Here is a 24,219-nt window from a genome sequence, read left to right as displayed (position 1 = left end):
TAAAAGCTAAGGGAAGTTAATTTAACTCCCCTTATTTTTATGCACTTTTGTTCTTAAAAAATAGCGGTGATAAAGGTAAGAAGTTAATAGGGTATTTAGTGATAATATTCATATTTATCATAAAATTATGATAAAAGTTAAATATTGATTAATAAGTAAAATAGGATATAATATAATTGATAATAATTTTCAATGAGAGATAATTTAAGTAAATTAAATATGATTTAGAGTTGAATTATATATAAATGCGTTTTAATTTGATTTAAGGAGGTATGATTATGAGTATGTTATTTAGTAGTGAAGTTTACCACGATATAATAGAAAGTATGGTTGCAGCATTGGATGCAAAAGATATTTACACCGCTGGACACTCTACTAGAGTTGGAAATATGGCGAATAAGCTTGGTATGTATTTAGGGATACAGAATGAAGAATTAGAGATTTTGCACATTGCAGGGCACTTGCATGATATAGGTAAGATTGGGGTTCCTGATAGTGTTCTAAATAAGAGAGGTAAACTTGACCTACAAGAGTGGGAGCTTATGAAGAAGCATCCAGAGATAGGGTATAAAATATTAAGCAAAGTAAAAAGCTTAGATATTATTTCAAAAATAGTACTACATCATCATGAAAGATGGGATGGAAGAGGATATCCAAATGGATTATGTAAGGAAGAGATACCATTAGGATCTAGAATAATAGCAGTTTGTGATTCTATTGATGCTATGAAAAGTAATAGACCTTATAGAAAATTAATAAGCGATGAAGAATGTAAGAATGAAATAATTAAAAATAAAGGTATAATGTATGATCCTGAAATAGTAGATTGCATCATTAAAAATTGGGGCGAAATTACACAAGAATATGATCCTAACAATGAATTCTATATTGTGATTTAATCGTCAAGTTTCTATAAATATTTGAAAAGTATTTTAATTATCTTAATTGAATTAAATAATTATATTCAAACACAGTAGATTTTATGATATTATATTTAGTAAGAATAGCAAAATTAGTAAGGCGGTGAGAAATATTGGATCAATATAATGATGATATGTATCATGGTGTTGTAAGAAGTATGGTTGCAACCTTGGAAGCAAAAGACTTCTATACATATGGTCATTCGACTAGAGTAGCAGATATGGCTTATAAATTAGGAGAAGTCTTGGGAATGACAACGGAAGAGCTCGAATTAATACATATAGCAGGAGATCTGCATGATATTGGTAAAATTGGAGTACCGGATAACATTCTAAATAAACCAGATAGCCTGGAAGTAGGTGAATGGGAATTAATGAAGAATCATCCGTATATTGGATATAATATACTAAGTAAAACAAGTACGTTTGAAGATATTTCTAGGATAGTCTTATATCATCACGAGAGATGGGATGGAAAAGGATATCCTAAAGGATTAAAGGAAGAAGAAATACCGTTTGCATCAAGAATATTAGCAGTTTGTGATTCTATAGATGCAATGAAAAGTGATAGGCCGTATAGAAAATCCATAAGTGATGAGTTATGCAAAGATGAAATAAAGAAGAATAAAGGAATAATTTATGATTCGAAAATAGCTGAATGCATGCTCAACAATTGGAATAAAATAGTTAATGAACTTTATAATTAGGATTGTAACTATGTATAGATTTTTTCTATAGTATAGTTACAATTTTTTTTGTTTAAAATTTTATTTGAAGCCGGAAGTTTTTTGTATATAATAGATTTAAATTAATATGATATAAATAAAGCAGAAATATAAATCGTAAATTATATGAGGGGTGATTGAATGCTAGACTTTAAGAAAGAGATAATGAATGGATCTTTTAACAAAGTTAGTAAGGCAGATAAAGAAGCAGGAAGTATTAATGTAAATTTTAAGTCTAAAGATAGAAGTGTTGATATTAAGGTTTCGGGAAAAGGGTTGCTTTTGGCTGGATTTATAGCAGTGGCTCCAACTGCTATATGTGTTTTTGGAACTACTGTGACAGCATGCTTGGTAGCTAACAAAATATATAAAAGAAGAAAAAAGCTAGAAGAAATATAGTTTATGAAGTGGGAAATTAGATATATGTAGTATAGTAATAATTCAATTAAACATATATCTAATTTTTAATATTAAATAATTCTAGTAAAGTATTTACAAGTATGGCAACTTACCACGTATCAAAAAATTATATATTTCAGATTCATTTAGATAAACGTCACCTATTATCCCATGAATTCTATAAAATTCTTTGCAACTGTGGAAATCTGACCCGGCTGTGTAAAGTAAGTTTCTATCACTGGCTACTTTTAAGAAGTATTCGGTATCATTTTCTGTATTACTGAAGTATTTAGCTTCAAGTCCATCAAAGTCTATTTCTATGATTTTTTCAAAATCAGATTTGTTTAAAAGTACAGGATGTGCCAAAACCACTGTAGCTCCAAAAAACTTTAGAATCTTTATGCCAGTCTCTACAGAAAGTTTATCCTTAGTATTATAAAAATCTAGATTTTTTCCTAGCAATTTTTTTATATTTGAAATTTTATGATTCTTTACATTTTTTAATACTTCAACTAAAAGCTCATTTTTATAGCTATCATCTTTAAAGTAGCCTAAAACATGAACTCTGGAAGAATTGTATTTAGTTGAAAGTTCAACGCCAGGAATGACTCTTACACCAAGAGATTCACCAGCCATGATAGCTTCATCTAAACCTGATGTACTATTATGATCTGTTATAGAAATAATATCAACATCTCTTTTCTTGGAAAGAATGACAATCTCCCTAGGGGTGCACTTTCCATCTGAGAAAGTTGAGTGGATATGGAAATCACCTTTTTTATACATTATAACTCCATTGAAATATTATCTATTTCTAATATATGATTTTATTAAGCAGGTGTTAAAGTGATTAATTGTTATATTTGCATAAAAATTAACCTAATTAAAAAATTGTGTTAACATAAGTTTTTTATATTATATATATGCTGTAACAATAAATTTGTATTTGAATTTTTAAAGACATAAGTACTTAAAGAAAATATATATATGAATATAACTATTTTATAATAAATTGACAATAAATCAGAAGGAAAAAAGTCAATTATATAGTCTGTTTAGATATTATAAAATATTTTAGAATAAAATGGGTTGAAAAATGTCGAATTTATGGTAAAATAATTATATGGAAAAACTTTTATATGTGGTTCTGAAAACGATTTTATGGGGAGTTATACTAACGATATGTAAGATAACAGAATAACAAAAGAAAAGAGGAAAACTAATGAAGAAAACTTTTTTTACAAAAATGACAAGTGCAGTTATTGTGGCTGCAACAATTGCTACACTATCACCGTTAAAAGCATCTGCGGAATGGAGTCAGAAGGATGATAGAACATGGAGCTATAAAGAAGGAAACAAGGTAGCTAAAGGATGGAAGAATATTTCAAATGAATGGTATTATTTTAATGAAAACGGAAGAATGAAAACAGATTGGACTTATGACAAAGGAAACTGGTATTACTTAAATAATTCAGGAGTAATGCAAGAAGGTTGGAATAATATCAATGGAACCTGGTATTATTTTAATAATAGTGGAGTGATGCAGATAGGTTGGATTCAGGATAATAATAAATGGTATTATATGAATAGCAATGGAGCAATGCAAACAGGAATTCAAAATATTGCGGGAAAGATTTATTGCTTTGATGAGTCTGGAAAGTTAATAGAATCATCAAATGATTCAAGTCAACTTTTGACTAATTCAGCATATGATGGACAAGCTAGTAATGATACTATTGATATAAATGGACTTCCTCAATTACCAAGAAATTATTCCATAAGTATACAAACAATGGCAGAAGATAAAATTTTTGAGTTAATGAATGAAAAAAGAACTGAAGCAGGTCTAAAGCCTTTAGTTATGGATAATGAGTTAGTTCAAGTGGCTAGGTATAAGAGTAACCATATGATACAATACAGTTATTTTGACCATACTACTCCAGAGGGCAATAATTGGACAAGCTGGCTAAAAGCAATTAACTATGAATATACTACAACTGGAGAAAATATAGCATACAACAATTATGAACCAGTTGAATTATTCAATCAGTGGTGGAATTCGCCGGGGCATAAGGCAAATATGATGAATCCTTCTTACACTAAGGTTGGTATAGGTGTAATTAGTGGTAATGATAAATATATGGGAACTCAGACTTTTTCAAATTAATATTTGGACTAGTATGTTGTAAATATAAATATACATGATACATAAGTTAAGTAAGAACTGCCGATTATACAAAATAATTAGCAGTTCTATATAAGTTGCTTTAAAGAGTTATCTATATTATTAACGGTTAAGCATATATAATTAGTATTAATATAGGATTATAATTCAACTTATATACTATTTGAATTATTATTTTGTGAACTTAAAACAAGTTATTTAAACCTTTACAAAGGGTGCCTTATATTATATAATAAATCATGCCAACGAATTATAAGAATAGTTAAATTATTCCGCTAGGTGGAGGAATCAATAGATATAAAGTTTAAATACTAAGAAGTAAAAGATGTAATATATTAGTAAAGATATTAAATAAATTATTAAGAAGAGAAAAGTGAATTTATGTGATAATGATATTCATTAAAGGGAATTATCAAGTATTAAACCCAATATTTCGAGTGAAAATGAAAGAGGAAATATTGGGTTTAATATTTGATATAACAGTTTTTATTGTTTTTAGAAACTTTATAGATTAGGATTAACGTGTTACGAATTAGAAGAAGATATTAGTAAAAATACTTATTTAAAATAAAGCGAGGAATTACAGAGATGCAAACAAAGTATGAAATGGTTGTTAATATTTTAGAAAAAGAAATGTTGGAAGATAGATATAGTTTGAGTAAAAAACTTCCTACAGAAGAGGAACTGATAAAAAAATTTAATGTTAGCAAAAATACTATAAGAAAAGCTATAGAAATATTAGTGACTAAAGGTTATGTTTATAGAGTGCAAGGCAGTGGGATATTTTTAAGGGAGTTTGCAAAAAATGGTTGCGCCCAAATAAGAGATATAAATGGTTTATCAAAACAGTATTCTAAGGAAAAGTTTGAAAGTAAGGTTGCTGAATTTTCGTTAATTAATGCAGATGAAAAATTATCAAATAGAATGAAATGTGATATTGGCACAAAGATATATTATATTAAAAGAGTAAGATATTTAAATGGAGATCCAATTGAAATAGAGGAATCTTACTATAATAAAGATATTATTCCTTATTTGAATGAAGAAATATGTAGTAAGTCTATATTTGATTACATTACAAATGATTTAAAATTAAAAATAGGATTTGCGGATAGAATAATAACTTCTGAAAAATTAACTGAAGAAGAAGCAAGTTTTTTGAACTTGGAAAAAGATGATCCAGCTTTAGTTTTAAATAATACTATATTTTTAAGTAGTGGAATAGCATTTGATATTTCTGTAGAGAAATTTAACTATAAAAATATGAAATTGATAAGCTTGACTAGTATTAACTAAATAATTTAATGTTATATGTTTTACCAGTAAATTTATATAGATATTACAAATAAGTGTCTATATTATTATCTTAATTGAATAATTGGTTTGATGGGGTTTTAAAAGTAGATTTATTATATAAAATATATATTTAAAATTATAATAAATCAAGTATTTAAATAAGCTTAAATTAATATAGAAATCATATTTAATTGTATGAATTAGTGATTTATATAGTTAATAATTTCAATTATCTTGGGTGAATAAAAAGGCTTGCACTTTATATTATATAAAGGGTAGGCTTTTTTGTGTTATAAGTTTGATAAATAGAAAAGATGTCAAATAAAAGTTAGGAATCAATAAAATCTATTTTTAACTAGATATTGATAAAAGTGAAATCATGTCGCTTATTTTTACAATTGAATAAACTTTGTTATAATATTAAGGTATGAGAAATTTAATAAAATAGCGAGGAGATGATCCCAAATGATAAAACTTATTGCATCAGATATGGATGGGACACTGTTGAATACAAAACATAAAATAGATAAAGAGACCGTATCTGCTATTAAGCGTGCTGAGAAGGCAGGAATTATATTTGCAATTTCAACAGGAAGGGAATATGATACTGTTAAACCTCTTTTGATGGAAAGTAATATAAGATGTCAATGTGTACTTATGAATGGGGCAGAGTATAGAGATGAGGATGGAAATATTCTAGAAGAGATAAATATAGAGCTAGAAACTGCAACTAAAATTATAAATATACTTCAAAGAGAAAAAGTATCTGCAAGAATATTTACTAATAAAGGAATATATACTACAGACACTAAAGAGGAAGCTTTAAAGGAAATGGCATATAGAACGTTATCATTTAATCCAGAGCTTACTCCAGAAGAAGCTTTGGAACTTGCCAAAGTTCAGCCATATTTTGTTCAACTTAATTACATTTCTGATTTGGATAAATTTTTAAGCAGTGGTATAGAAATTAGAAAGTTTGTAGCTTTCCATAAAGATATAGAGCTTATAAATAAAATGAAAAAAGTTATTGGAGAATTGAAAGGAATTGCTGTTTCATCTTCATTCAGGGATAATATAGAGATTACGGATATAACTGCTCAAAAGGGCATTATACTTGCAAAAGTAGCTGAAAAAATGGGATTTGAAAGAGATGAAGTTTTGGTGCTAGGAGATAGTTTTAACGATTATTCTATGTTTACAGAATTCAAAGAATCAGTTGCTATGGGAAATGCTATTCCTGAAATAAAAGAAATAGCAAAATATATAACTGATACAAATGACAATTTAGGAGTAGCAAAAGCAATATATAGAGTTTTAGAAGAACAGAAATAAAAAGAAATTATATGATTGCGCTTTAACGTCTAAGTAAAGCAGTTTTATCATGGCGTTATGCCAATGGCACAGATATGATGTAGCTTTTTATATTGAAGCCAAAGAATTTTTACATTCTAATTCTTTGGCTTGAAATAAGTATTGATATCTAAAAGGCTAAAATTCATTATTTGTTTTTTAATGTATATTTTGATATTTCAGTTTTTATTATCTGAGATTGAGCTGCTAATTCTTCTGTAGATGCTGCTAGTTCTTCTGCTGTTGCAGAATTAGTTTGAACTACTTGAGAAATTTGATCAACCTTACTGGTCATTTCGGTTATAGCTTCAGTTTGGTCTTCAGAGGCTACAGCTATTTCTTTCACTAAATTAGTAGTATCATCGACATTTTTAACTATTATATCTAATGCAGCAGCAGTCTCTGTAGCCAGCTTTTCTCCATTAGCTACTACATGCAATGAATTTTTTATAATCTTAGAAGTATTGTTTACGGCTTCGGCAGATTGTTCAGCAAGATTTCTGACTTCGTCTGCAACTACAGCAAAACCTTTTCCAGCTTCACCGGCTCTAGCTGCTTCAATAGCAGCGTTTAATGCTAAAAGATTAGTTTGAGAAGCAATTTCTTCTATTGCTTTTATAATTTCAGCAATTTGTTTTGAGCAGATAGTTATTTCTTTCATAGATTCCATCAATATTTGCATCTTTTCGTTTCCTTCTTCTACAATATGTTTTACATTAATGGAAAAACTTTTAGCTTTATCTGCATTGTTAGTAGTATTATTAACCTTTTGCAGTATGTTCTTAAAACTAGTAAAGAGCTCTTCAACAGCACCAGCCTGGTTAATAGAACCTTCAGAGAGTATTTGGGTGGTTGAAGATAATTGCTCAGAACCATTAGAAATTGATGAGATTGATTGATCCATATTCTGAAATATAATATTTAAAGAATCGATAATATTTTTTATTGATTTTTGTATAGGATTAAAATCGCCTATATATGCTATTGAATTATCTAAATGTATATCTAAATCTCCATCTGCTAATCTTTCCAAAGTGCTTGTTATATCATTAATATAAGAAAGTAACATTCCGATAGAATTAGTTAAATCGCGGGACATTTCACCCATTTCGTCTTTTGCATTATATTCAGTACTTATCTTAAGATTTCCATGAGCTAGGTTTTTTGCAATATCCTTAATATGATTAATCCCTTCAAGTAATACATCATTCAATACCCTAATTAACAATAATGATATCACAATTAACATTATCATAATAAACGTAATAGAAATTAGTGATATACTTCTATAAGTATTTGAATTAGTAACAAAGGAATTAGCATCTTCTTGGGACGACTTAAAAAGCTTAAGTATACATTCTTCAGACTCTTTAATTTGTGAAGAGTAAGCATCTTGGCTAACTTTCATTACAGCCTGATTGGTTTTTGATTTCAGCAAGTCACTTAATTTTTCTCTCTTATCATCTAAATCCTTTACATTTGATAAAAATTCATTTAATAATGATGGATCTCCCTTATGTATTTCTTTTAAAATTTCTATATTTTTTGAAAGAGCTATGGATTCTGTATCAGCTTGCTCCAGATAAAAGTTCTTTATTCCTGGATCTGTTTCTGTGACTGATCTAAACATGTCCATTTTTATTGTTTGTAAGTTTACTCTAATATTAGAAATAGTTTCAGAAACTTTATATGGTCCATTATATAGTGAATTTGTTTGCGATGAAATAAACAATATTATGCATATCACAGCTACCATAAGGAAAGAAGTAAGTCCTAAAATTGCTGAAAAAGTTATTTTAAATTTTGTATTAATAGGATAGTTACTAATAACTTTTTTTAATTTATTATACATATAAATTCTCCTTTAATAAAAATGACATTAAAAATATAGGCGCAAGGTATTTAATAATAGTCTAAGTATAAAGTTAGTAAGCATTAATTTTAAAATATGTATAAATATTGAAGTGTATTTGTATAATTACAAAAAACATTCTAAAAGTTGGGTTTTAAAATAAATTTAGTAAGAAATTTTAATTTTGGGACTGAGCATGTTTTTTAATACTATCAACTTTATAAATAGATAGTGTCGCCATTGGAGACAGGGATTTTTTTTGATTTATTTTAGCGATTTAATGGTAATGTATTTTATTTAGAATAGTATTTATTAGGCGACTTAGGTCAGAAAGTAATCTTTAAGACAAAGTTGGATGAGCATAGAATCATGGGAAATAAAGTGTTTATTTTTTAGTTCTCTTTATATTATTTGTATAATCCATAGTGGTCATATTTTATGTGAGTTCTTGTTTAACAATTAAATCATAAAACATAATTATCCACTATGGATGTTTATTGGTTAAGTACCTTTTTATATTAGTGCATTATAATATCAGAATTTATAATGTAGAGAATTTATAAATGGTTTTATCTTTATATACTTCTCCAGATCTAAGTATTGGAGATTTAAATTTACTACAGTTTATAGAGTTAGGAAAATATTGAGTTTCTAGACAAAATCCATTTCTACGATTATAAACAGATTTATTTTTACCTACATCTGAGCCATCAAGAAAGTTCCCGCTGTAAAATTGAATTCCAGGAGTGGTTGTATAAACATCCAATACTATTCCAGAATTTTCATCAACAGCTTGAGCAGCTTTTGAGCTATCACATCCATCGGTATTTAGTACCCAGTTATGATCGTATCCTTTTCCAAAATCAATTTGTTCATAATCACTAGTTATATTTTTGCCGATAGGAGTTAATGATCTAAAGTCCATAGGAGTTCCGGCTACCTCTTTTATTTCGCCTGTAGGAATTGAATATTTATCATTTACTGTAAACTTATCTGCATTTATCATCAATTTTTGATTAAGAACGTCACCAGATGAATGACCAGATAAATTAAAATAAGCATGATTTGTAAGATTTACGACTGTATCTTTATCAGAAGTTGCACTATAATTTATCTTTAGAGCATTATCTTCAGTAAGCACATAAGTAACTTTAACATTAAGGTTACCAGGATATCCCTCTTCACCATCTGGGCTAAAATAAGAAAGCTCTAATGTATTAGGAGAATCTTCAACTATTTTTGAATCCCATACTACTTTATCAAAGCCTTTTAAGCCGCCGTGTAAATGATTTTCCCCATCATTCTGAGCTAAAGTATATTCTTGATCATTAAGGATGAACTTTCCATATTGAATTCTATTTCCAAAACGTCCTATTAAGGCACCGAAAAATTTATCTCCTTTTAAATAATCATCTAAATTATCATATCCTAGCGTTACATCAATTAATTTACCATCCTTATTCGGAACTAAAGATGAAACTATTGTACCACCGTAAGTAGAAATCTCAACTTTCATTTTGTTAGAGTTTGTTAAAGTATAAATATAAACATCTTTTCCATCAGGCATTGTTCCGAAAACATTTTTTTCTATTGCCATGATAACACCTCCGTATTTAATAAATTACTACATATTTTTTAGTATACATTTACATAATTAAAGATATCGGTTTCATGTATGTACAAGTATATTATATTACATTAAAATTGTACATACAATTATTTCTAGAAATTATTTTGGAAATATATTAAAATAATATAAATATATGCTTAATAATTACATTAATGGAGTATTAAAACAATAAAAATTATTATAGTAACAAAATAAAAAATATATCTTGCAATTAATTTCATATATTTTAATATTAATTCAGCCTTAGCTCAAGAATATTAAATATAAATTTATTATTGTAATATATATTATAAATGGAGGAGTTATGTGGAAACTAGTTATCGCTGATGACGAGCCTAAAATTAGAAGGGGTATTGAGAATATTTTAAATTGGAGTGAGTTCGGTATTGAGATAGTAGGGCAAGCGGAAGATGGGGAAATTGCATTAGAAATTATTAAAGAAAACAGACCGGATATTATATTATTGGATATAAATATGCCATTCTTAAACGGTTTAGACCTATTGCAAAAGCTACAAGAGATTGGCAATAATGGGATTGTTATTATAATAAGTGGATATGATGATTTTTCATACGCTCAAAAAGCATTGCAGTTTAATGTTTTCGATTACATTCTAAAACCTGTGAGTAAAAAGAACATAGAGGAGATAATAATTAAAGTAACCAATAAACTTAGTGAAAGGGAAAAAGAAAACAATTACTTAGAATGGGTAAAAAGACAATTAGCTGAAAATAAGGAAGTATTACAAAAAACTTTTTTTAGCGAATGGTTTAACAATAAATTAAGTGATGAACAAGTTTTAAAGGAGATGAGTTTTTTTGATATCGAGTTTGGAAGAAATATTGGAATTATGGTTATAAAGATTGTAGAAAAACTTAATGTTGAAGTAAGTGTTAGGAATTGGAGTGTTGAATTATTAGAGTTTGCAATAGCTAATATTTTAAATGATGGATTTAAAGATTTAGAGTTAAAGTATATTTTTAATGATGATAAGAAAAATATAATATTAGTAAGCAAGATAAATGATATGGGGTGGTGGATTTCTATTGCAAAAAAAATACAGAGGGAGATATATAAATATTTAAAGTGTAATGTATTAATTGAGCAGGCAAGTGTTTTTAATGATGTATTTAAGATAAAAGATGAATATATGAAAATAATGAATAGGGTTAATGAAAAAAAGAAGTGCAGTTCTATGGTTTTACTAGCAATCAAGTATATAGAAGATAACTATTATTCAAATGAGTTAAGTATAAATTATATATCAAATAAATTAGAAGTAACATCCTCATATTTAAGTAAATTATTAAAAAAAGAAACGGGATTATCCTTTATTGATTACCTTACTAAAATAAGAATAGAAAAAGCAATGTATATCATGGAGGATCCAGCTGTCAAAATTTATGATGTGGCAGAACTAGTCGGTTATAGTAATCAACATTATTTTTGTAGAGCTTTTAAAAAAGTAGTTGGAGTTTCGCCAACGGAATATAAGAGGGGAAAATAGAGTGAATAATAAAAGAAAAATTATTTATTTATCTATAATTATAGTTTGTATATGCGGACTAATAATTTTTGCAATCTATTTATATAGGACAAACTCTCAGAAAAAGGATACATTTATAATCGGTATGTCTCAGGCAAACCTATATGAACCATGGAGAATAAGTATGAATAAAGAAATACAGGAAGAGGCCAAGAAACATAGCAATATTAAAATAATTTTTAAGGATGCAGGTGGAGATGTTGAAAAGCAAAAAGAGGATATAGAAGATTTGATGAACTTTGGCGCAGATTTACTGATTGTTTCAATTAATAACTCTAAAGAACTAACACCAACCGTAAGAAAAGCGTATGAATCTTTACCGGTTATATTATTGGATAGAGCTGTTGATGGATACGATTATACTTTATATATAGGGGCTGATACAAGATCTATAGGAGTGCAGGCAGGAGAGCTAATTGCTAATTTAGCTGGCAATAACAAGGCTAATGTTATAGAGGTCCAAGGAATATTAGATTCAAGTACAGATAAAGAAATAACTGATGGATTTAAAGAAGCAATTAGCAACTATAAAAATATTGCTATAGATAGGACCATTGTAGGAAATTGGCAGAAAAATGAAACAGAAGATAAATTAGAGGAAATATTGAAAGATGATAAGGACGTAAATATAATTTTTGCTCACAGTGATTATATGGCACTTGGGGCATATTACGCTACCGTAAGTACCAATTCAAAAAATATTAAAATAATTGGTGTTGACGGTTTAGAAGGACCTCAAGGAGGTATAGACCTTGTTAGAAATGGCATATTGCAAGGAACATTTACATGCAAGACTGGAGGAAAAGAAGCAGTAGATTATGCAATAAAAATATTGAACAAGAAAGATGATATTCCTAAAAAAGTATTACTAAAGTGCAATAAAATAACTAAAGATATTCTAAGTAATTAAATATATGGATTTCCATATTCCGTAAAAGTATACAAAAGTGCTGATTAATGCAAATACAATTTATAAGTATAAATATATAATTAATTCATGAAAACGAAATCATGAATATAGGGGGAATTAATTATGAAGTTAAAAAAGATGATGGCATTAATGGCGAGTGCTGTATTGTGTATTGGCATGCTTTCAGGCTGCGGTGGATCTGGAGCTGGTGGAGGCGATTCAGCAAAGACATCAGCGGCGAATTCATCTAGTAAAAAAATAATTGGATTTGCACAGGTTGGTGCAGAAAGTGGTTGGAGAACAGCAGAAACTGACTCTATAAAATCAATTCCAACATTAGATCCTAACTTTGACTTGAAATTTTCTGATGGACAACAAAAACAAGAAAATCAAATAAAAGCCATAAGATCATTTATTGCACAAAAGGTAGATTTAATTGCTTTAGATCCAGTTGTTGAAACTGGCTGGGATACAGTACTTAAAGAGGCTAAGGATGCAAAAATTCCAGTAGTAATTGTTGATAGAAAAGTTACAGTTTCAGATGATTCACTTTATAAATGTTTCTTAGGTTCAGACATGGTTGCAGAGGGGAAAAAGGCTGCACAAATACTAATAGATCAATTCGGTAAAGACGCAACACTTAATATAGCAGAGCTTCAAGGAACAGTGGGGTCTACTGCAATGGTTGGAAGACAACAAGGGTTTAATGATGCAATAAAAGATTGTCCTAATTATAAGATAATAAAATCACAAACTGGAGATTTTACTCGTGCAAAAGGTAAAGAAGTTATGGAAGCATTTCTAAAATCAGATGGTGATAAAATAAATGTACTATGGTCTCATAATGATGATATGGCAATGGGAGCTATTCAAGCTATAGAGGAATATGGAAAGAAACCAGGAAAAGATATATTTATAGTTTCAGTTGATGGTATTAAAGATATATTCCAAGCAATGGTTGATGGTAAAGCTAATGCAACTGTTGAATGTAATCCGTTACTTGGACCTCAATTACTTGAAGTTGCTAAAAACATATTAGATGGTAAAGAAGTTGAAAGAACTATAAACTCAAAAGAAAGTCAATTCTTACAAAAAGATGCTGGAGCAGAATTACCAAACAGAAAATATTAATGATAGTATGCATAAGAGCTGGAATTCAATCCATGCTCTTATGTTAAAAAAGATGTAGTACGTACATGTTTGTAATTGTGTTAAAACAAGAGGAGTGATATAAGTGAGTGATTCTAATATAGTTTTAGAGATGAAAAATATTAGCAAGTTCTTTCCGGGTGTTAGAGCACTTTCAAATGTTGATTTTACACTAAGAAAAGGGGAAATCCATACGCTAATGGGAGAAAATGGTGCTGGGAAATCGACATTGATAAAGGTTCTTACAGGTGTTTATAAGATAGATGAAGGAACAATTATATTGAGGGGAAAAGAAATAAAAATATCATCTACTCAGGAAGCTCAGAGTCATGGAATTAGTACTGTTTATCAAGAAGTAAATCTATGTCCAAATCTATCAGTTGCAGAAAATATATATATTGGACGTGAACCTAAGAAAAATGGAAGTATAGATTGGAAGAAAATGAATAGAAGTGCAGAGAAACTATTAGAAGAAAGGCTTAATTTAAAGGTAGATGTAAAGAAGGCCTTAAATAATTATTCGGTTGCAGTACAGCAAATGGTGGCAATTGCACGTGCTGTAGATATATCTCAAGGTATATTAATCTTAGATGAACCAACATCAAGTTTAGATGATAAGGAAGTAAAGCAATTATTTAAAATCATGAAAAAATTTAAAGAAGAAGGTATGTCAATAATATTTGTTACTCACTTTTTAGATCAAGTATATGAGGTTTCGGATAAACTTACAGTACTTAGAAATGGTGAGTTGGTTGGAACATATGATGCAGACAAACTTTCTAGGATAGAATTAGTTTCTAAAATGATTGGTAAAGACTATAGTGAGATAGAAAAAGGTACAAGAACAAAGAAAGTAGTTAATGATGAACAGAGAGAGAATTTAATATCAACAAATAATTTTGGAAGGTCTGGAACTATAAATCCATTTAATATAGAAATCAAGAAGGGGGAAATTCTTGGATTTGCAGGGCTTCTTGGGTCTGGTAGAAGCGAATGTGCGCGAACAATATTTGGGATAGATAAATCTACTAGTGGAAATATAGCTATAAATGGAAAAAACTATTCGTATATTTATCCTCAAAAAGCAATAGAGGAAGGTTTGGGTTTTTGCCCAGAGGACAGAAAAGTTGAAGGAATAGTTGGCGATCTAACAATAAGAGAAAATATAATATTAGCATTGCAAGCTAATAGAGGAATATTTAAATATTTGCCGATGAAAAAACAACAAGAAATTTCACAAAAATATATAGATTTACTTAGAATCAAAACTCCAAGTATGGAGCAAAAGATAAGTAACTTAAGTGGTGGTAACCAACAAAAGGTAATATTAGCAAGATGGCTCGCAACAGAACCGCAATTATTAATTTTAGATGAACCAACAAGGGGAATTGATATAGGAGCAAAAGGTGAAATAACAGAATTAATATTAGCATTAGCTAAGCAGGGAATGACAATTTTGTTTATTTCGTCAGAGCTACCAGAAGTAGTTAAATGTTGTGACAGAGTAATTGTCCTTAGAGATAGAAATATTATCGGAGAACTAGTTGGAAATGAAATAGAGGAATCTAATATCATGAAAACTATAGCGGGAGGTGCTAGATAATATGGAAAATAATAAGAAACAAACTTTTTTCCTTAAAATTTATAATGCTAAAATATTTTGGCCATTAACAAGCTTAATAATATTACTTTTGTTTAATTTTATAATGACACCAAGTTTCTTAAGCATAAGTATGAAAGACGGGCATTTATTTGGAAATACTATAGATATACTAAACCGTGCAGCTCCATTAATATTGATATCTTTAGGAATGACTCTCGTAATTGCAACTCAAGGAATTGATATTTCCGTAGGATCAATAATTGCAATAAGTGCAGCTCTTTCTGCAACTGTAATAGTTGATGGAGGTTCAGTTCCATTAGCAGTAGCAATAGGAATAATTAGTGGACTTATATGTGGAATATGGAATGGGTTTTTAGTTTCGTATATAGGAGTACAACCAATGGTTGGAACATTAATTTTATATATTGTTGGTAGAGGAGTCGCTCAACTTATAACAGGAGGACAAATATTAACTTTTACTAATAAGGATTTCATATTTATAGGGACAGGCTACATATTGCTTCCTATAGCAATATTCATAGCTATTGCGGTAGCATTAATTATGTATTTTTTAATAAGGAGAACTGCTCTAGGATTATTTATTGAGTCTATAGGAGTTAACAATAATTCATGTAAATTCGCAGGAATTCAATCTAGGAAAGTTGTATTTTCACTTTATGTTATATGTGGAATGTTAGCAGGAATAGCAGGAATAATTTTATGCGCTAATATAAAAAGTGCTGATGCTAATAATGTTGGTTTGTGGTTAGAATTGGATGCAATCCTTGCAACAGTTATAGGTGGGACGTCTATGGCAGGAGGACGGTTTTATCTTTCAGGGACAGTTGTAGGGGCATTGTTCATACAAACATTAACTACAACAATTTATAGCTTAGGTGTTGCACCTGAAATTACACTAGTTGTTAAAGCGATAGTAGTTATAGTTGTATGTATAATTCAATCTCCTGAATTTAGAAAAATTCTTAAGATAAAGAAAAATACAAAAATCAATCTAAAAGAAAAAGAGGTGATTAAAGCATGAATAAGCTAATAGGAAAGAAGAACGCATTTAAGATAAACAAAGATTATATTGCAATTTATGCTACAATCGCATTATTTATAGGATTATTTCTAATAGGATCAGTATTATATAAAAGTTTTTTATCAGCACAAGTATTTACTAACTTGTTCATTGATAATGCATATTTAATAGTGGTGGCAATTGGGGAAGCAGTTGCAATATTAACTGGTGGAATAGATCTTTCAGTTGGATCAATGATAGCTTTTGTAAGTATGATTACAGCAAGTTTATTGCAAAAAGGAGTAAATCCTTTTTTAGTAATGCTAATAGTTCTTATTGTTGGAATTATTTTTGGAACAGTTCAGGGTATCTTGATTCAAAAGTTTAAACTACATCCTTGGATAGTTACACTTGCAGGAATGTTCTTTGCAAGAGGAGCAAGTTATATTATAAGCATTGATACAATTATAATTGATAATCCAGTTTTTACAGAAATCTCATCATATAGAATATCAATATTACCAGATGCCTTTATATCAATTAATGTTATCGTTAGCCTGATAGTTGTCGCTGCTGCATTTTATATGATGAAGTTTACTAGGTTTGGAAGAACCGTGTATGCAATTGGTGGAAATGAAAATTCAGCTAAATTAATGGGATTACCAGTGGAAAGAACAAAAATACTTGTATATACATTTTCGGGTTTCTGTTCATCTTTAGGTGGTTTATTGTTTACAATATATACCCTTTCAGGTTATGGTCTTCATTGTAATGGAATGGAAATGGATGCCATAGCAGCATGTGTAATCGGAGGTATATTATTAACAGGTGGATATGGGAATATAATTGGACCATTATTTGGTGTATTAACTACAGGAATTATTCAAAGTCTTATAATGTTTGATGGAACACTAAATTCATGGTGGACTAAAATAGCGGTTGGAATGTTATTGTTCATATTTATTGTATTGCAGAGAATTATTGTAATTAGAGATGAAAAGCGAAAAAATTCTTCATCTTCTTAATCAAACTAAATAATATAATATGGATTAATATAATAAAATGAGCATTTGTATGATCTTTTAAAATAAGAAGGCACAAATGTTCATTTTATTTTTGAACTAATGTAATATATTTAAATAAATATATATGCCAAGTATTGGTAGTTTGGGCTATAATTTAATATATAGGCTTGATAATTATAAGTATAGTAATAATAAAACTTGAAATATAGATGTGCTAATTTGTGGATGATAGATATGATTTATACAAATGTTTTGGAGGTATAGGGTGAATAGTTTAAAAACATATTTTATGAATAAGAGCATAGGGGATAAACTCATATTTTATTTTTTTGGAGTAATCCTCATTGTTACTGTTACTATTACTACTTTGGGAAATTTACTATATAAAGATTCAATTAACTTTTCACAAAATGAAAACACTAATCAAATAATAAAACAAATAAATAGCAATATTGAATCTTATGTTAATAATACTGAAAACATTATAAATTATATGTCAATCGATCCTAGAATAATAAAATTCCTTAATGATAATAAATCTGAAGATACTGATATTGAAGACGAAGCGTATAAATCTATTTATAACTTTGTTAAATTCAATCCGGAAATAGCTGGAATAATGGTAGTAAACACTAATGGTGGTTATATAAGTGATGTAATGAACAGAGTATCAAGAGATCCTTTATATAATGAAGAGTGGTATACAAAGGCTTATAATAAGCCTGAAACTATACACCTATTTACTAAACCAATAGGTAGGAACATTGATAATATCTTTCGCTATTCTGCTGATGAAGTCTTCTCCATGTCTAAAGCTGTCGTGGATTCATCTACTAACCAAATAAAAGGTGTAATACTTATTGATATAAAATTAGATGCCATCAAGAAGATTATTGAGAATTCAAGACCAGGAACTGCGGGTTTTATTTATATTATGGATATGAACAAAGAGATTGTTTATACTCCTGTTAATAATATAGTATATAGAATTAAAAATGAATGGATAGAGAATATTAACAACGATATAATAATAAAAAATATTAATGGAGAAAATTATCAATTGACAAAGATTGATTCAAAATATACAGGATGGGAAACAATTGGAGTATTTCCTGAAAGTGAGAGTTTACGAGTTATTAAATATATAAGATATTATTCTTTTGTGGTAGCTATTTTGGCATTAATAATAGCTGAAATTTTAGTTATAATCTTTACAAGATCTATTGTAAATCCAATTCAAAAATTAAAAAGGTTAATGAGAAAAGCTCAAGAAGGAGATTTAACAGTATCATTCAATGCTAAGTATAATGATGAAATAGGGGAACTTGGCGGCTCTTTTAATACCATGGTAAGAGAAATAAATAATCTTATAAAATTAGTACAAATTGAAGAAAAAAATAAAAGGCTGGCTGAAATGAATGTTTTACAGGCTCAAATCAAGCCGCATTTTATGTATAATACTTTAGATACGATAAGGTGGATGGCAGAAGAACATGATGAAGAAGATATAGTGGAGATAATAGAAGCCTTTACTAACTTGCTTAGAATAAGCTTAAGTAAAGGAAAAGAAATAATAAGTGTCAAAGAAGAACTGAGTCATGTACAAAGCTACTTAATTATTCAGAAAATAAGATATGAAGACAAGCTTGATTACGAAATTCAATTTGATAAAGAAATACTTGATTATAAGTTAATAAAATTAATATTACAGCCCCTTGTTGAAAATGCAATTTACCATGGAATAAAAGAAAAGCGTGGCAATGGGAAGATTTTAATTACAGGAAAAATTGAAAATAATTTATTATGTTTTACTGTAGCTGATAATGGAAAAGGTATGGATGAAGAAATATTAAATAAAATAAATAATATGCTTAATAATAACGATGGAAATAAGAATCAGATTGGATATGGAATTTTTAATGTAAATGAAAGAATAAAGCTTATACATGGAAATGAGTATGGGTTAGTCTACAGAAGTATTCTTGGAGAGGGGACAATTGTTGAGCTTAGACATCCAATAATTGAGCCAGAATAATATTAGGTAATAATGAAAATAGGTAAAATCCGAATATCGGATTTTACCTATTTATATTTTATCAAATAAGGGGAGTGGCAAATATTAGGATTGTAGAGAGTCTATTATTTCTTTCTGGAAGGTTAATGAAATATATTCTAAAATCATCAATCAATATTTACCACTTTTATATAAATAAGATTTATAGCACTATTAATTAGAATTTCCAAGCGGTACTAGAAAACTTTAGTTCGTTTTTGAATGTTGAAAGTTTAGTGTCATTATTAATTACTACACATTCAACTCCAACCATATCAGCCCAATCTAATAATTGTTCTTCATCAACATAGAATGAGAAGCTAGTATGGTGAGCACCACCAGCCATAATCCATGCTTTAGCACCTTCTTTTAATGATGGTTGTGGTTTCCAAAGAACGCTTGCTACTGGTAAGTTAGGCATATCTTCAGTTACTTCAACACAATCAACACTATTAACAATTAAACGGAATCTGTTACCCATATCAATTAATGAAGCAGCAACAGCTGGACCAGAAGCACCTTTAAATACTAAACGAGCTGGATCTTCTTTGCCTCCAATTCCAAGTGGGTGCACTTCAATAACTGGCTTGGTTGCAGCAAGTGTTGGACATATTTCAAGCATATGTGCACCAAGAATCAATCCATTTTCTGAATCCATGTTATAAGTGTAATCTTCCATCAATCCTGTACCTTTTCCGCTAGCCATGATTTTCATAGCTCTAAGAAGTGCAGCAGTCTTCCAATCTCCTTCAGCACCAAAGCCATAACCTTCAGCCATTAGATGTTGAACAGCAAGACCTGGAAGCTGTTTCATTCCGTGAAGTGCTTCGAAGTTAGTTGTGAAAGCTGTATATCCTCTTGCATCCAAGAAAGTTCTTAAACCAATTTCAATTTTAGCTTGTTCACGGATAGAGTCTATAGAAGCTTTAGGATCTATATCATATAATTTAGAGTACTCAGCCATAAGTTCATCTATTTGATCTTCTGTAACTGCATCCATTGATTTAACTAGGTCACCAACTCCATAGTAATCAACTATCCAACCAAATTTAATTTGAGCTTCTATTCTATCACCATCAGTAACGGCTACATTTCTCATGTTATCTCCGAAACGAGCAACCTTAATACTGTGTCCTTCAGTAAATGCAACAGCAGGAGCCATCCATTTAGCTATATCAGCAGAAACAGAAGCATCTGTCCAGTGACCAACTACTATTTTACGAGCTATGTCAAGTCTAGCTCCAATATATCCAAATTCTCTATCTCCATGAGCTGCTTGGTTTAAGTTCATGAAGTCCATATCAATTGTTCCCCAAGGAATTTCTTTATTAAATTGAGTATGGAGATGAAGTAATGGTTTTCTTAGTTCAGTTAAACCATGAATCCACATTTTAGCTGGTGAGAATGTATGCATCCAAGTAATTATACCAGCACAGTTTTCATCGTTATTAGCATCGTTGCATACTTTTCTAATTGAAGGAGAATCAGTAGCAACTGTTTTAAAGACTATTTTATAAGGTAAATCCTTTTTGTTTAATTCATCAACTATTATCTTTGAATTATCAGATACTTGCTCTATTACTTCAGGACCATATAGATGTTGACTTCCTGTAATAAACCAAAATTCATAATTTTTTACTTTTAACATTTAACATTCCTCCTAATATATAAAGTGAAACTTTTTAAGTGGAATTTTAACTCCACCTTGAATTTATACCCTTAAGGGGCACCTAGTCCAGGAGCTTGCGGCCGTTATCTCTCACTTAAGAAGATGGAGTACTACGGATGCTAGCTATTGGATAAATAAAAATGCTTATCTAAATTTAGTATACCTTTTCATGAGTACAAACAAGTTTTTGATGTATGTACAAGCTTATTATAATACAATAATGTTGTACATACAAGATGCAAAATGAAAAAAATAAAAAATATTAACTTTCCAGATAAACATTATTATGGTTTAAATTAGGTAAAGACAGCCTTGCGGTGAAATTTATATTTGAGATTATGATAAAAATTATTAGAGTAGATGATGTATGGTTAACCTTGGTGTTTAAATAAATTTTAGAAAAAACTATTGATATATATAGGGAATAGAGATATAATCAAATCATCAAGTGCGTACAACTTTTTAAAATATACTTTTAAAGAAATCGATTTATATTTTAAGGAGTTATTGCATAGTTATTTGATGAAAGTAGTTGAAAAAGATGAAAGAAGCTGAAACAAAGCACGAATTAATAGAAAATTACTATATCAGCCTAATAGAAGAAAACAAGGTTTCAGCAGGAGACCAATTACCTTCCGAAAATGAAATAGCCAACTTATTTAATGTAAGTAGGCATACTGTAAGACAAGCTCTTACTTATTTAGTACAAGAAGGCTGGATATACAAAGAAAGAGGAAAAGGAAGCTTTTACTCTAACAAAAAAACTAATGAAGTTAAAAAAAATGTTGCTGTTCTTACAACTTATATATCAGATTATATTTTTCCTAAAATTATATCAGGTATAGAGGAAGAATTAAGACGCAAGGGATATAATTTATTATTATTTAATAGTAACAACGACATTGAGAATGAAAGAAGATGTTTTGAGGATATCATAAACCAAGATATATCAGGACTAATAGTTGAACCAGCACAAAGTACAATAAATAACCTGCATCATGATAGCATTAAAAAGTTAGAAAAGAACAATATAAAATATATTGCGATAAATGCTAATTGTGATGAAGAAAATTCTGCATATATTGTAGTAGATGATGAGCAGGGAGGGTACAAGCTCACTAATTATTTATTAGAACTTGGTCATAGAAACATAGCTGCATTATTTAAAGCAGATGATTTACAAGGTGAAAAGAGAAGAAGGGGTTACATAAAGGCCCTAAACGAATATGACTTGAGTTTTAACAAAAGTATAGTAGGAGAATATATAACTGATAATCAAGAGATGTATATAGACCAGTTTATAAAGAAGATTTTAAATCTTGAAGAAAAACCAACCGCAATTGTTTGCTATAATGATAAGGTTGCTTTGAAGGTAATAGATAATTGTAGAAAAGAAAATATAGAGATACCAAAAGATTTATCAATAGTAAGTTTTGATGATTCTAGTTTAGCAGTTTCATCAGGTGTTAAACTTACAACAATAAAGCATCCGAAAGAAGAAATGGGAATAAGAGCAGCCAAATGCATTATAGATATGATTGAGGGAAGAATAGATAAGCCTCAATACACATACAGTGCTGAACTTATTGTTAGAGATTCTTGTTCTAGAGTTTAAATTTTATCTTTGCTTTAGATGACTTGATTTTGAGTTACTGGAGCAAAGATAAACTTTAATGATATATATTTAGATATTATTTTTTTATGTACGCTTGTACGTACATACATACAACAAGCAGATAGGGGTGTTTAAATGTTAGAGAAATTAAAGGAAAAAGTTTATGAAGCTAATATGGAACTTCAAAGAAAAGGTCTTGTAATCTACACTTGGGGAAATGTTAGTGAAATCGATAGAGAAACTGGATTAGTAGTTATAAAACCAAGTGGTGTTGATTATGATACCATGAAAGCAGAAGATATGGTAGTTGTAGACTTAGAAGGAAATGTTGTAGAAGGAAAGTATAAACCTTCAACAGATACTCCAACTCACTTAGTTATGTATAAAACTTATCCGAGTGTTGGAGGCGTTGTTCATACTCATTCAGATTGGGCAACAACTTTTGCTCAGGCAGGAATGAGTATACCAGCTTTTGGGACAACACATGCAGATTATTTTTATGGGGATATTCCTTGTACTCGGGATCTAACAGATGAAGAAATTAGTGGAGAATATGAAAAAGAAACAGGAAATGTAATAGTTGAAACTATTGGAGATAAAAATCCATTAGAAGTTCCAGCTATTGTAGTTAAAAACCATGGCCCTTTCGCTTGGGGAAAAGATGCTAATTCAGCAGTTTACAATGCAGTAGTATTAGATAAAGTTGCTGAAATGGCATATAAGACAATGACTTTAAACAAAGATGTAAAGGGTGTCAAACAGCACCTTTTAGATAAACATTATCTTAGAAAACATGGTGCGAATGCATATTATGGACAATAAGATATCATAGTATAAACCAACATATTTTTAAGGAGAATTTTTAATCAGCAATTGGAACTCCTTTGTAAATTCTCCTTAATAAGTATGAATTAAAAAGTGACGTATAAAATTGAAGTTAAAAAAGAAAATGTCTAAATTTAATATTATGAAACATAAATATTAAATGGAAGGTAAATATGCAAATAATAGTTTGTTGCTAAATAACAAACAAAATATATAAAGAGGAGATGTTAGGGAAATGAGATTTTTTTTAGACACAGCAAATGTGGAACACATTAAAGAAGCAAATGAAATGGGAGTAATATGTGGTGTAACAACAAATCCATCATTAATAGCAAAAGAAGGAAGAGACTTCAATGAAGTTATTAAGGAAATAACAGAAATAGTTGATGGACCAATAAGTGGAGAAGTTGTAAGTGAAGATGCTGAAGGAATGATAAAAGAAGGAA

General features: G+C 29.3%; 20 protein-coding genes. 16 read left to right on the top strand and 4 right to left on the bottom strand.

Translation table 11 applies throughout. The features are described from left to right. Positions 1–278: 278 nt before the first annotated feature. From L1S46_RS24555 to L1S46_RS24545, 3 genes are all read left to right on the top strand, one after another. A complete protein-coding gene (locus tag L1S46_RS24555; protein ID WP_017211121.1) occupies positions 279–899 on the top strand; it encodes an HD-GYP domain-containing protein in 621 nt (206 codons plus the stop codon). Between the two features lie 131 nt (positions 900–1,030). After that, positions 1,031–1,627, top strand: a complete 597-nt coding sequence (locus L1S46_RS24550; RefSeq protein ID WP_238901238.1) for an HD-GYP domain-containing protein — start codon at positions 1,031–1,033, stop codon at positions 1,625–1,627. 159 nt (positions 1,628–1,786) lie between these two features. Then, complete coding sequence (locus tag L1S46_RS24545) at positions 1,787–2,044, top strand: hypothetical protein (RefSeq protein ID WP_077869569.1); 258 nt, start codon at positions 1,787–1,789, stop codon at positions 2,042–2,044. Positions 2,045–2,137: 93 nt separating this feature from the next. Here the strand turns inward: L1S46_RS24545 and L1S46_RS24540 are convergent, their stop codons facing one another. Then, positions 2,138–2,830, bottom strand: a complete 693-nt coding sequence (locus L1S46_RS24540; protein WP_238901234.1) for a PHP domain-containing protein — start codon at positions 2,828–2,830, stop codon at positions 2,138–2,140. A gap of 436 nt (positions 2,831–3,266) precedes the next feature. Here L1S46_RS24540 and L1S46_RS24535 point away from each other — a divergent pair, with 436 nt between their 5' ends. The 3 genes from L1S46_RS24535 to L1S46_RS24525 all read left to right on the top strand — a co-directional run bounded on the left by L1S46_RS24535 (position 3,267) and on the right by L1S46_RS24525 (position 6,857). Next, a complete protein-coding gene (locus L1S46_RS24535; RefSeq protein ID WP_238901233.1) occupies positions 3,267–4,211 on the top strand; it encodes a CAP domain-containing protein in 945 nt (314 codons plus the stop codon). Positions 4,212–4,817: 606 nt separating this feature from the next. Beyond that, complete coding sequence (locus L1S46_RS24530; protein WP_238901232.1) at positions 4,818–5,525, top strand: GntR family transcriptional regulator; 708 nt, start codon at positions 4,818–4,820, stop codon at positions 5,523–5,525. A 465-nt stretch (positions 5,526–5,990) separates the two neighbouring features. After that, positions 5,991–6,857 carry a Cof-type HAD-IIB family hydrolase gene (locus L1S46_RS24525; RefSeq protein ID WP_238901231.1) on the top strand — a complete coding sequence of 289 codons (867 nt, stop codon included), beginning with the start codon at positions 5,991–5,993 and terminating at the stop codon, positions 6,855–6,857. A 166-nt stretch (positions 6,858–7,023) separates the two neighbouring features. Here the strand turns inward: L1S46_RS24525 and L1S46_RS24520 are convergent, their stop codons facing one another. Both L1S46_RS24520 and L1S46_RS24515 read right to left on the bottom strand, forming a co-directional pair. Further along, a complete protein-coding gene (locus L1S46_RS24520; protein ID WP_238901230.1) occupies positions 7,024–8,727 on the bottom strand; it encodes a methyl-accepting chemotaxis protein in 1,704 nt (567 codons plus the stop codon). A gap of 541 nt (positions 8,728–9,268) precedes the next feature. Beyond that, positions 9,269–10,324: an aldose epimerase family protein gene (locus L1S46_RS24515; protein WP_238901229.1), complete on the bottom strand. Its 1,056-nt coding sequence runs from the start codon at positions 10,322–10,324 to the stop codon at positions 9,269–9,271. A gap of 337 nt (positions 10,325–10,661) precedes the next feature. On the opposite strand from L1S46_RS24515, the gene L1S46_RS24510 reads away from it, so the two are divergent. The 7 genes from L1S46_RS24510 to L1S46_RS24480 all read left to right on the top strand — a co-directional run bounded on the left by L1S46_RS24510 (position 10,662) and on the right by L1S46_RS24480 (position 19,646). Further along, a complete protein-coding gene (locus L1S46_RS24510) occupies positions 10,662–11,864 on the top strand; it encodes a response regulator (RefSeq protein ID WP_238901228.1) in 1,203 nt (400 codons plus the stop codon). 1 nt (position 11,865) lies between these two features. Then, a complete protein-coding gene (locus L1S46_RS24505; RefSeq protein ID WP_238901227.1) occupies positions 11,866–12,813 on the top strand; it encodes a substrate-binding domain-containing protein in 948 nt (315 codons plus the stop codon). A 123-nt stretch (positions 12,814–12,936) separates the two neighbouring features. Continuing rightward, on the top strand, positions 12,937–13,944 hold the full coding sequence (locus L1S46_RS24500; RefSeq protein WP_023973858.1) for an ABC transporter substrate-binding protein: 1,008 nt from the start codon (positions 12,937–12,939) through the stop codon (positions 13,942–13,944). A gap of 103 nt (positions 13,945–14,047) precedes the next feature. Continuing rightward, positions 14,048–15,565 (top strand): sugar ABC transporter ATP-binding protein, encoded by a 1,518-nt coding sequence (locus L1S46_RS24495; RefSeq protein WP_238901226.1) that lies wholly within the window; start codon positions 14,048–14,050, stop codon positions 15,563–15,565. Between the two features lies 1 nt (position 15,566). Further along, the gene (locus tag L1S46_RS24490) at positions 15,567–16,607 is read left to right on the top strand and encodes an ABC transporter permease (RefSeq protein ID WP_077855839.1); all 1,041 of its coding nucleotides are present in this window, start codon (positions 15,567–15,569) and stop codon (positions 16,605–16,607) included. Next, positions 16,604–17,611 (top strand): galactofuranose ABC transporter, permease protein YjfF, encoded by a 1,008-nt coding sequence (gene yjfF, locus L1S46_RS24485; RefSeq protein ID WP_238901225.1) that lies wholly within the window; start codon positions 16,604–16,606, stop codon positions 17,609–17,611. Before L1S46_RS24490 ends, yjfF begins: the two co-directional genes overlap by 4 nt. A 265-nt stretch (positions 17,612–17,876) precedes the next feature. After that, positions 17,877–19,646: a sensor histidine kinase gene (locus L1S46_RS24480; RefSeq protein WP_238901224.1), complete on the top strand. Its 1,770-nt coding sequence runs from the start codon at positions 17,877–17,879 to the stop codon at positions 19,644–19,646. 196 nt (positions 19,647–19,842) lie between these two features. Here the strand turns inward: L1S46_RS24480 and araA are convergent, their stop codons facing one another. Continuing rightward, positions 19,843–21,312, bottom strand: a complete 1,470-nt coding sequence (gene araA, locus L1S46_RS24475; RefSeq protein ID WP_012060613.1) for an L-arabinose isomerase — start codon at positions 21,310–21,312, stop codon at positions 19,843–19,845. A 562-nt stretch (positions 21,313–21,874) separates the two neighbouring features. On the opposite strand from araA, the gene L1S46_RS24470 reads away from it, so the two are divergent. The 3 genes from L1S46_RS24470 to L1S46_RS24460 all read left to right on the top strand — a co-directional run. Beyond that, positions 21,875–22,948, top strand: coding sequence for a GntR family transcriptional regulator (locus L1S46_RS24470; protein WP_012060612.1), 1,074 nt, complete (start codon positions 21,875–21,877; stop codon positions 22,946–22,948). Positions 22,949–23,083: 135 nt separating this feature from the next. Further along, positions 23,084–23,770 carry an L-ribulose-5-phosphate 4-epimerase gene (locus L1S46_RS24465; protein ID WP_012060611.1) on the top strand — a complete coding sequence of 229 codons (687 nt, stop codon included), beginning with the start codon at positions 23,084–23,086 and terminating at the stop codon, positions 23,768–23,770. A gap of 238 nt (positions 23,771–24,008) precedes the next feature. Then, on the top strand, positions 24,009–24,219 hold a 211-nt coding region (locus L1S46_RS24460), incomplete at its 3' end, for a transaldolase family protein (RefSeq protein WP_274596965.1).

It is taken from the genome of Clostridium sp. YIM B02500 (assembly GCF_022324665.1).
Lineage (GTDB): Bacteria > Bacillota > Clostridia > Clostridiales > Clostridiaceae > Clostridium > Clostridium beijerinckii.
The sequence above is the reverse complement of the archived record's forward strand: the minus strand, read 5'-3'. Positions and strand labels throughout refer to the sequence as shown.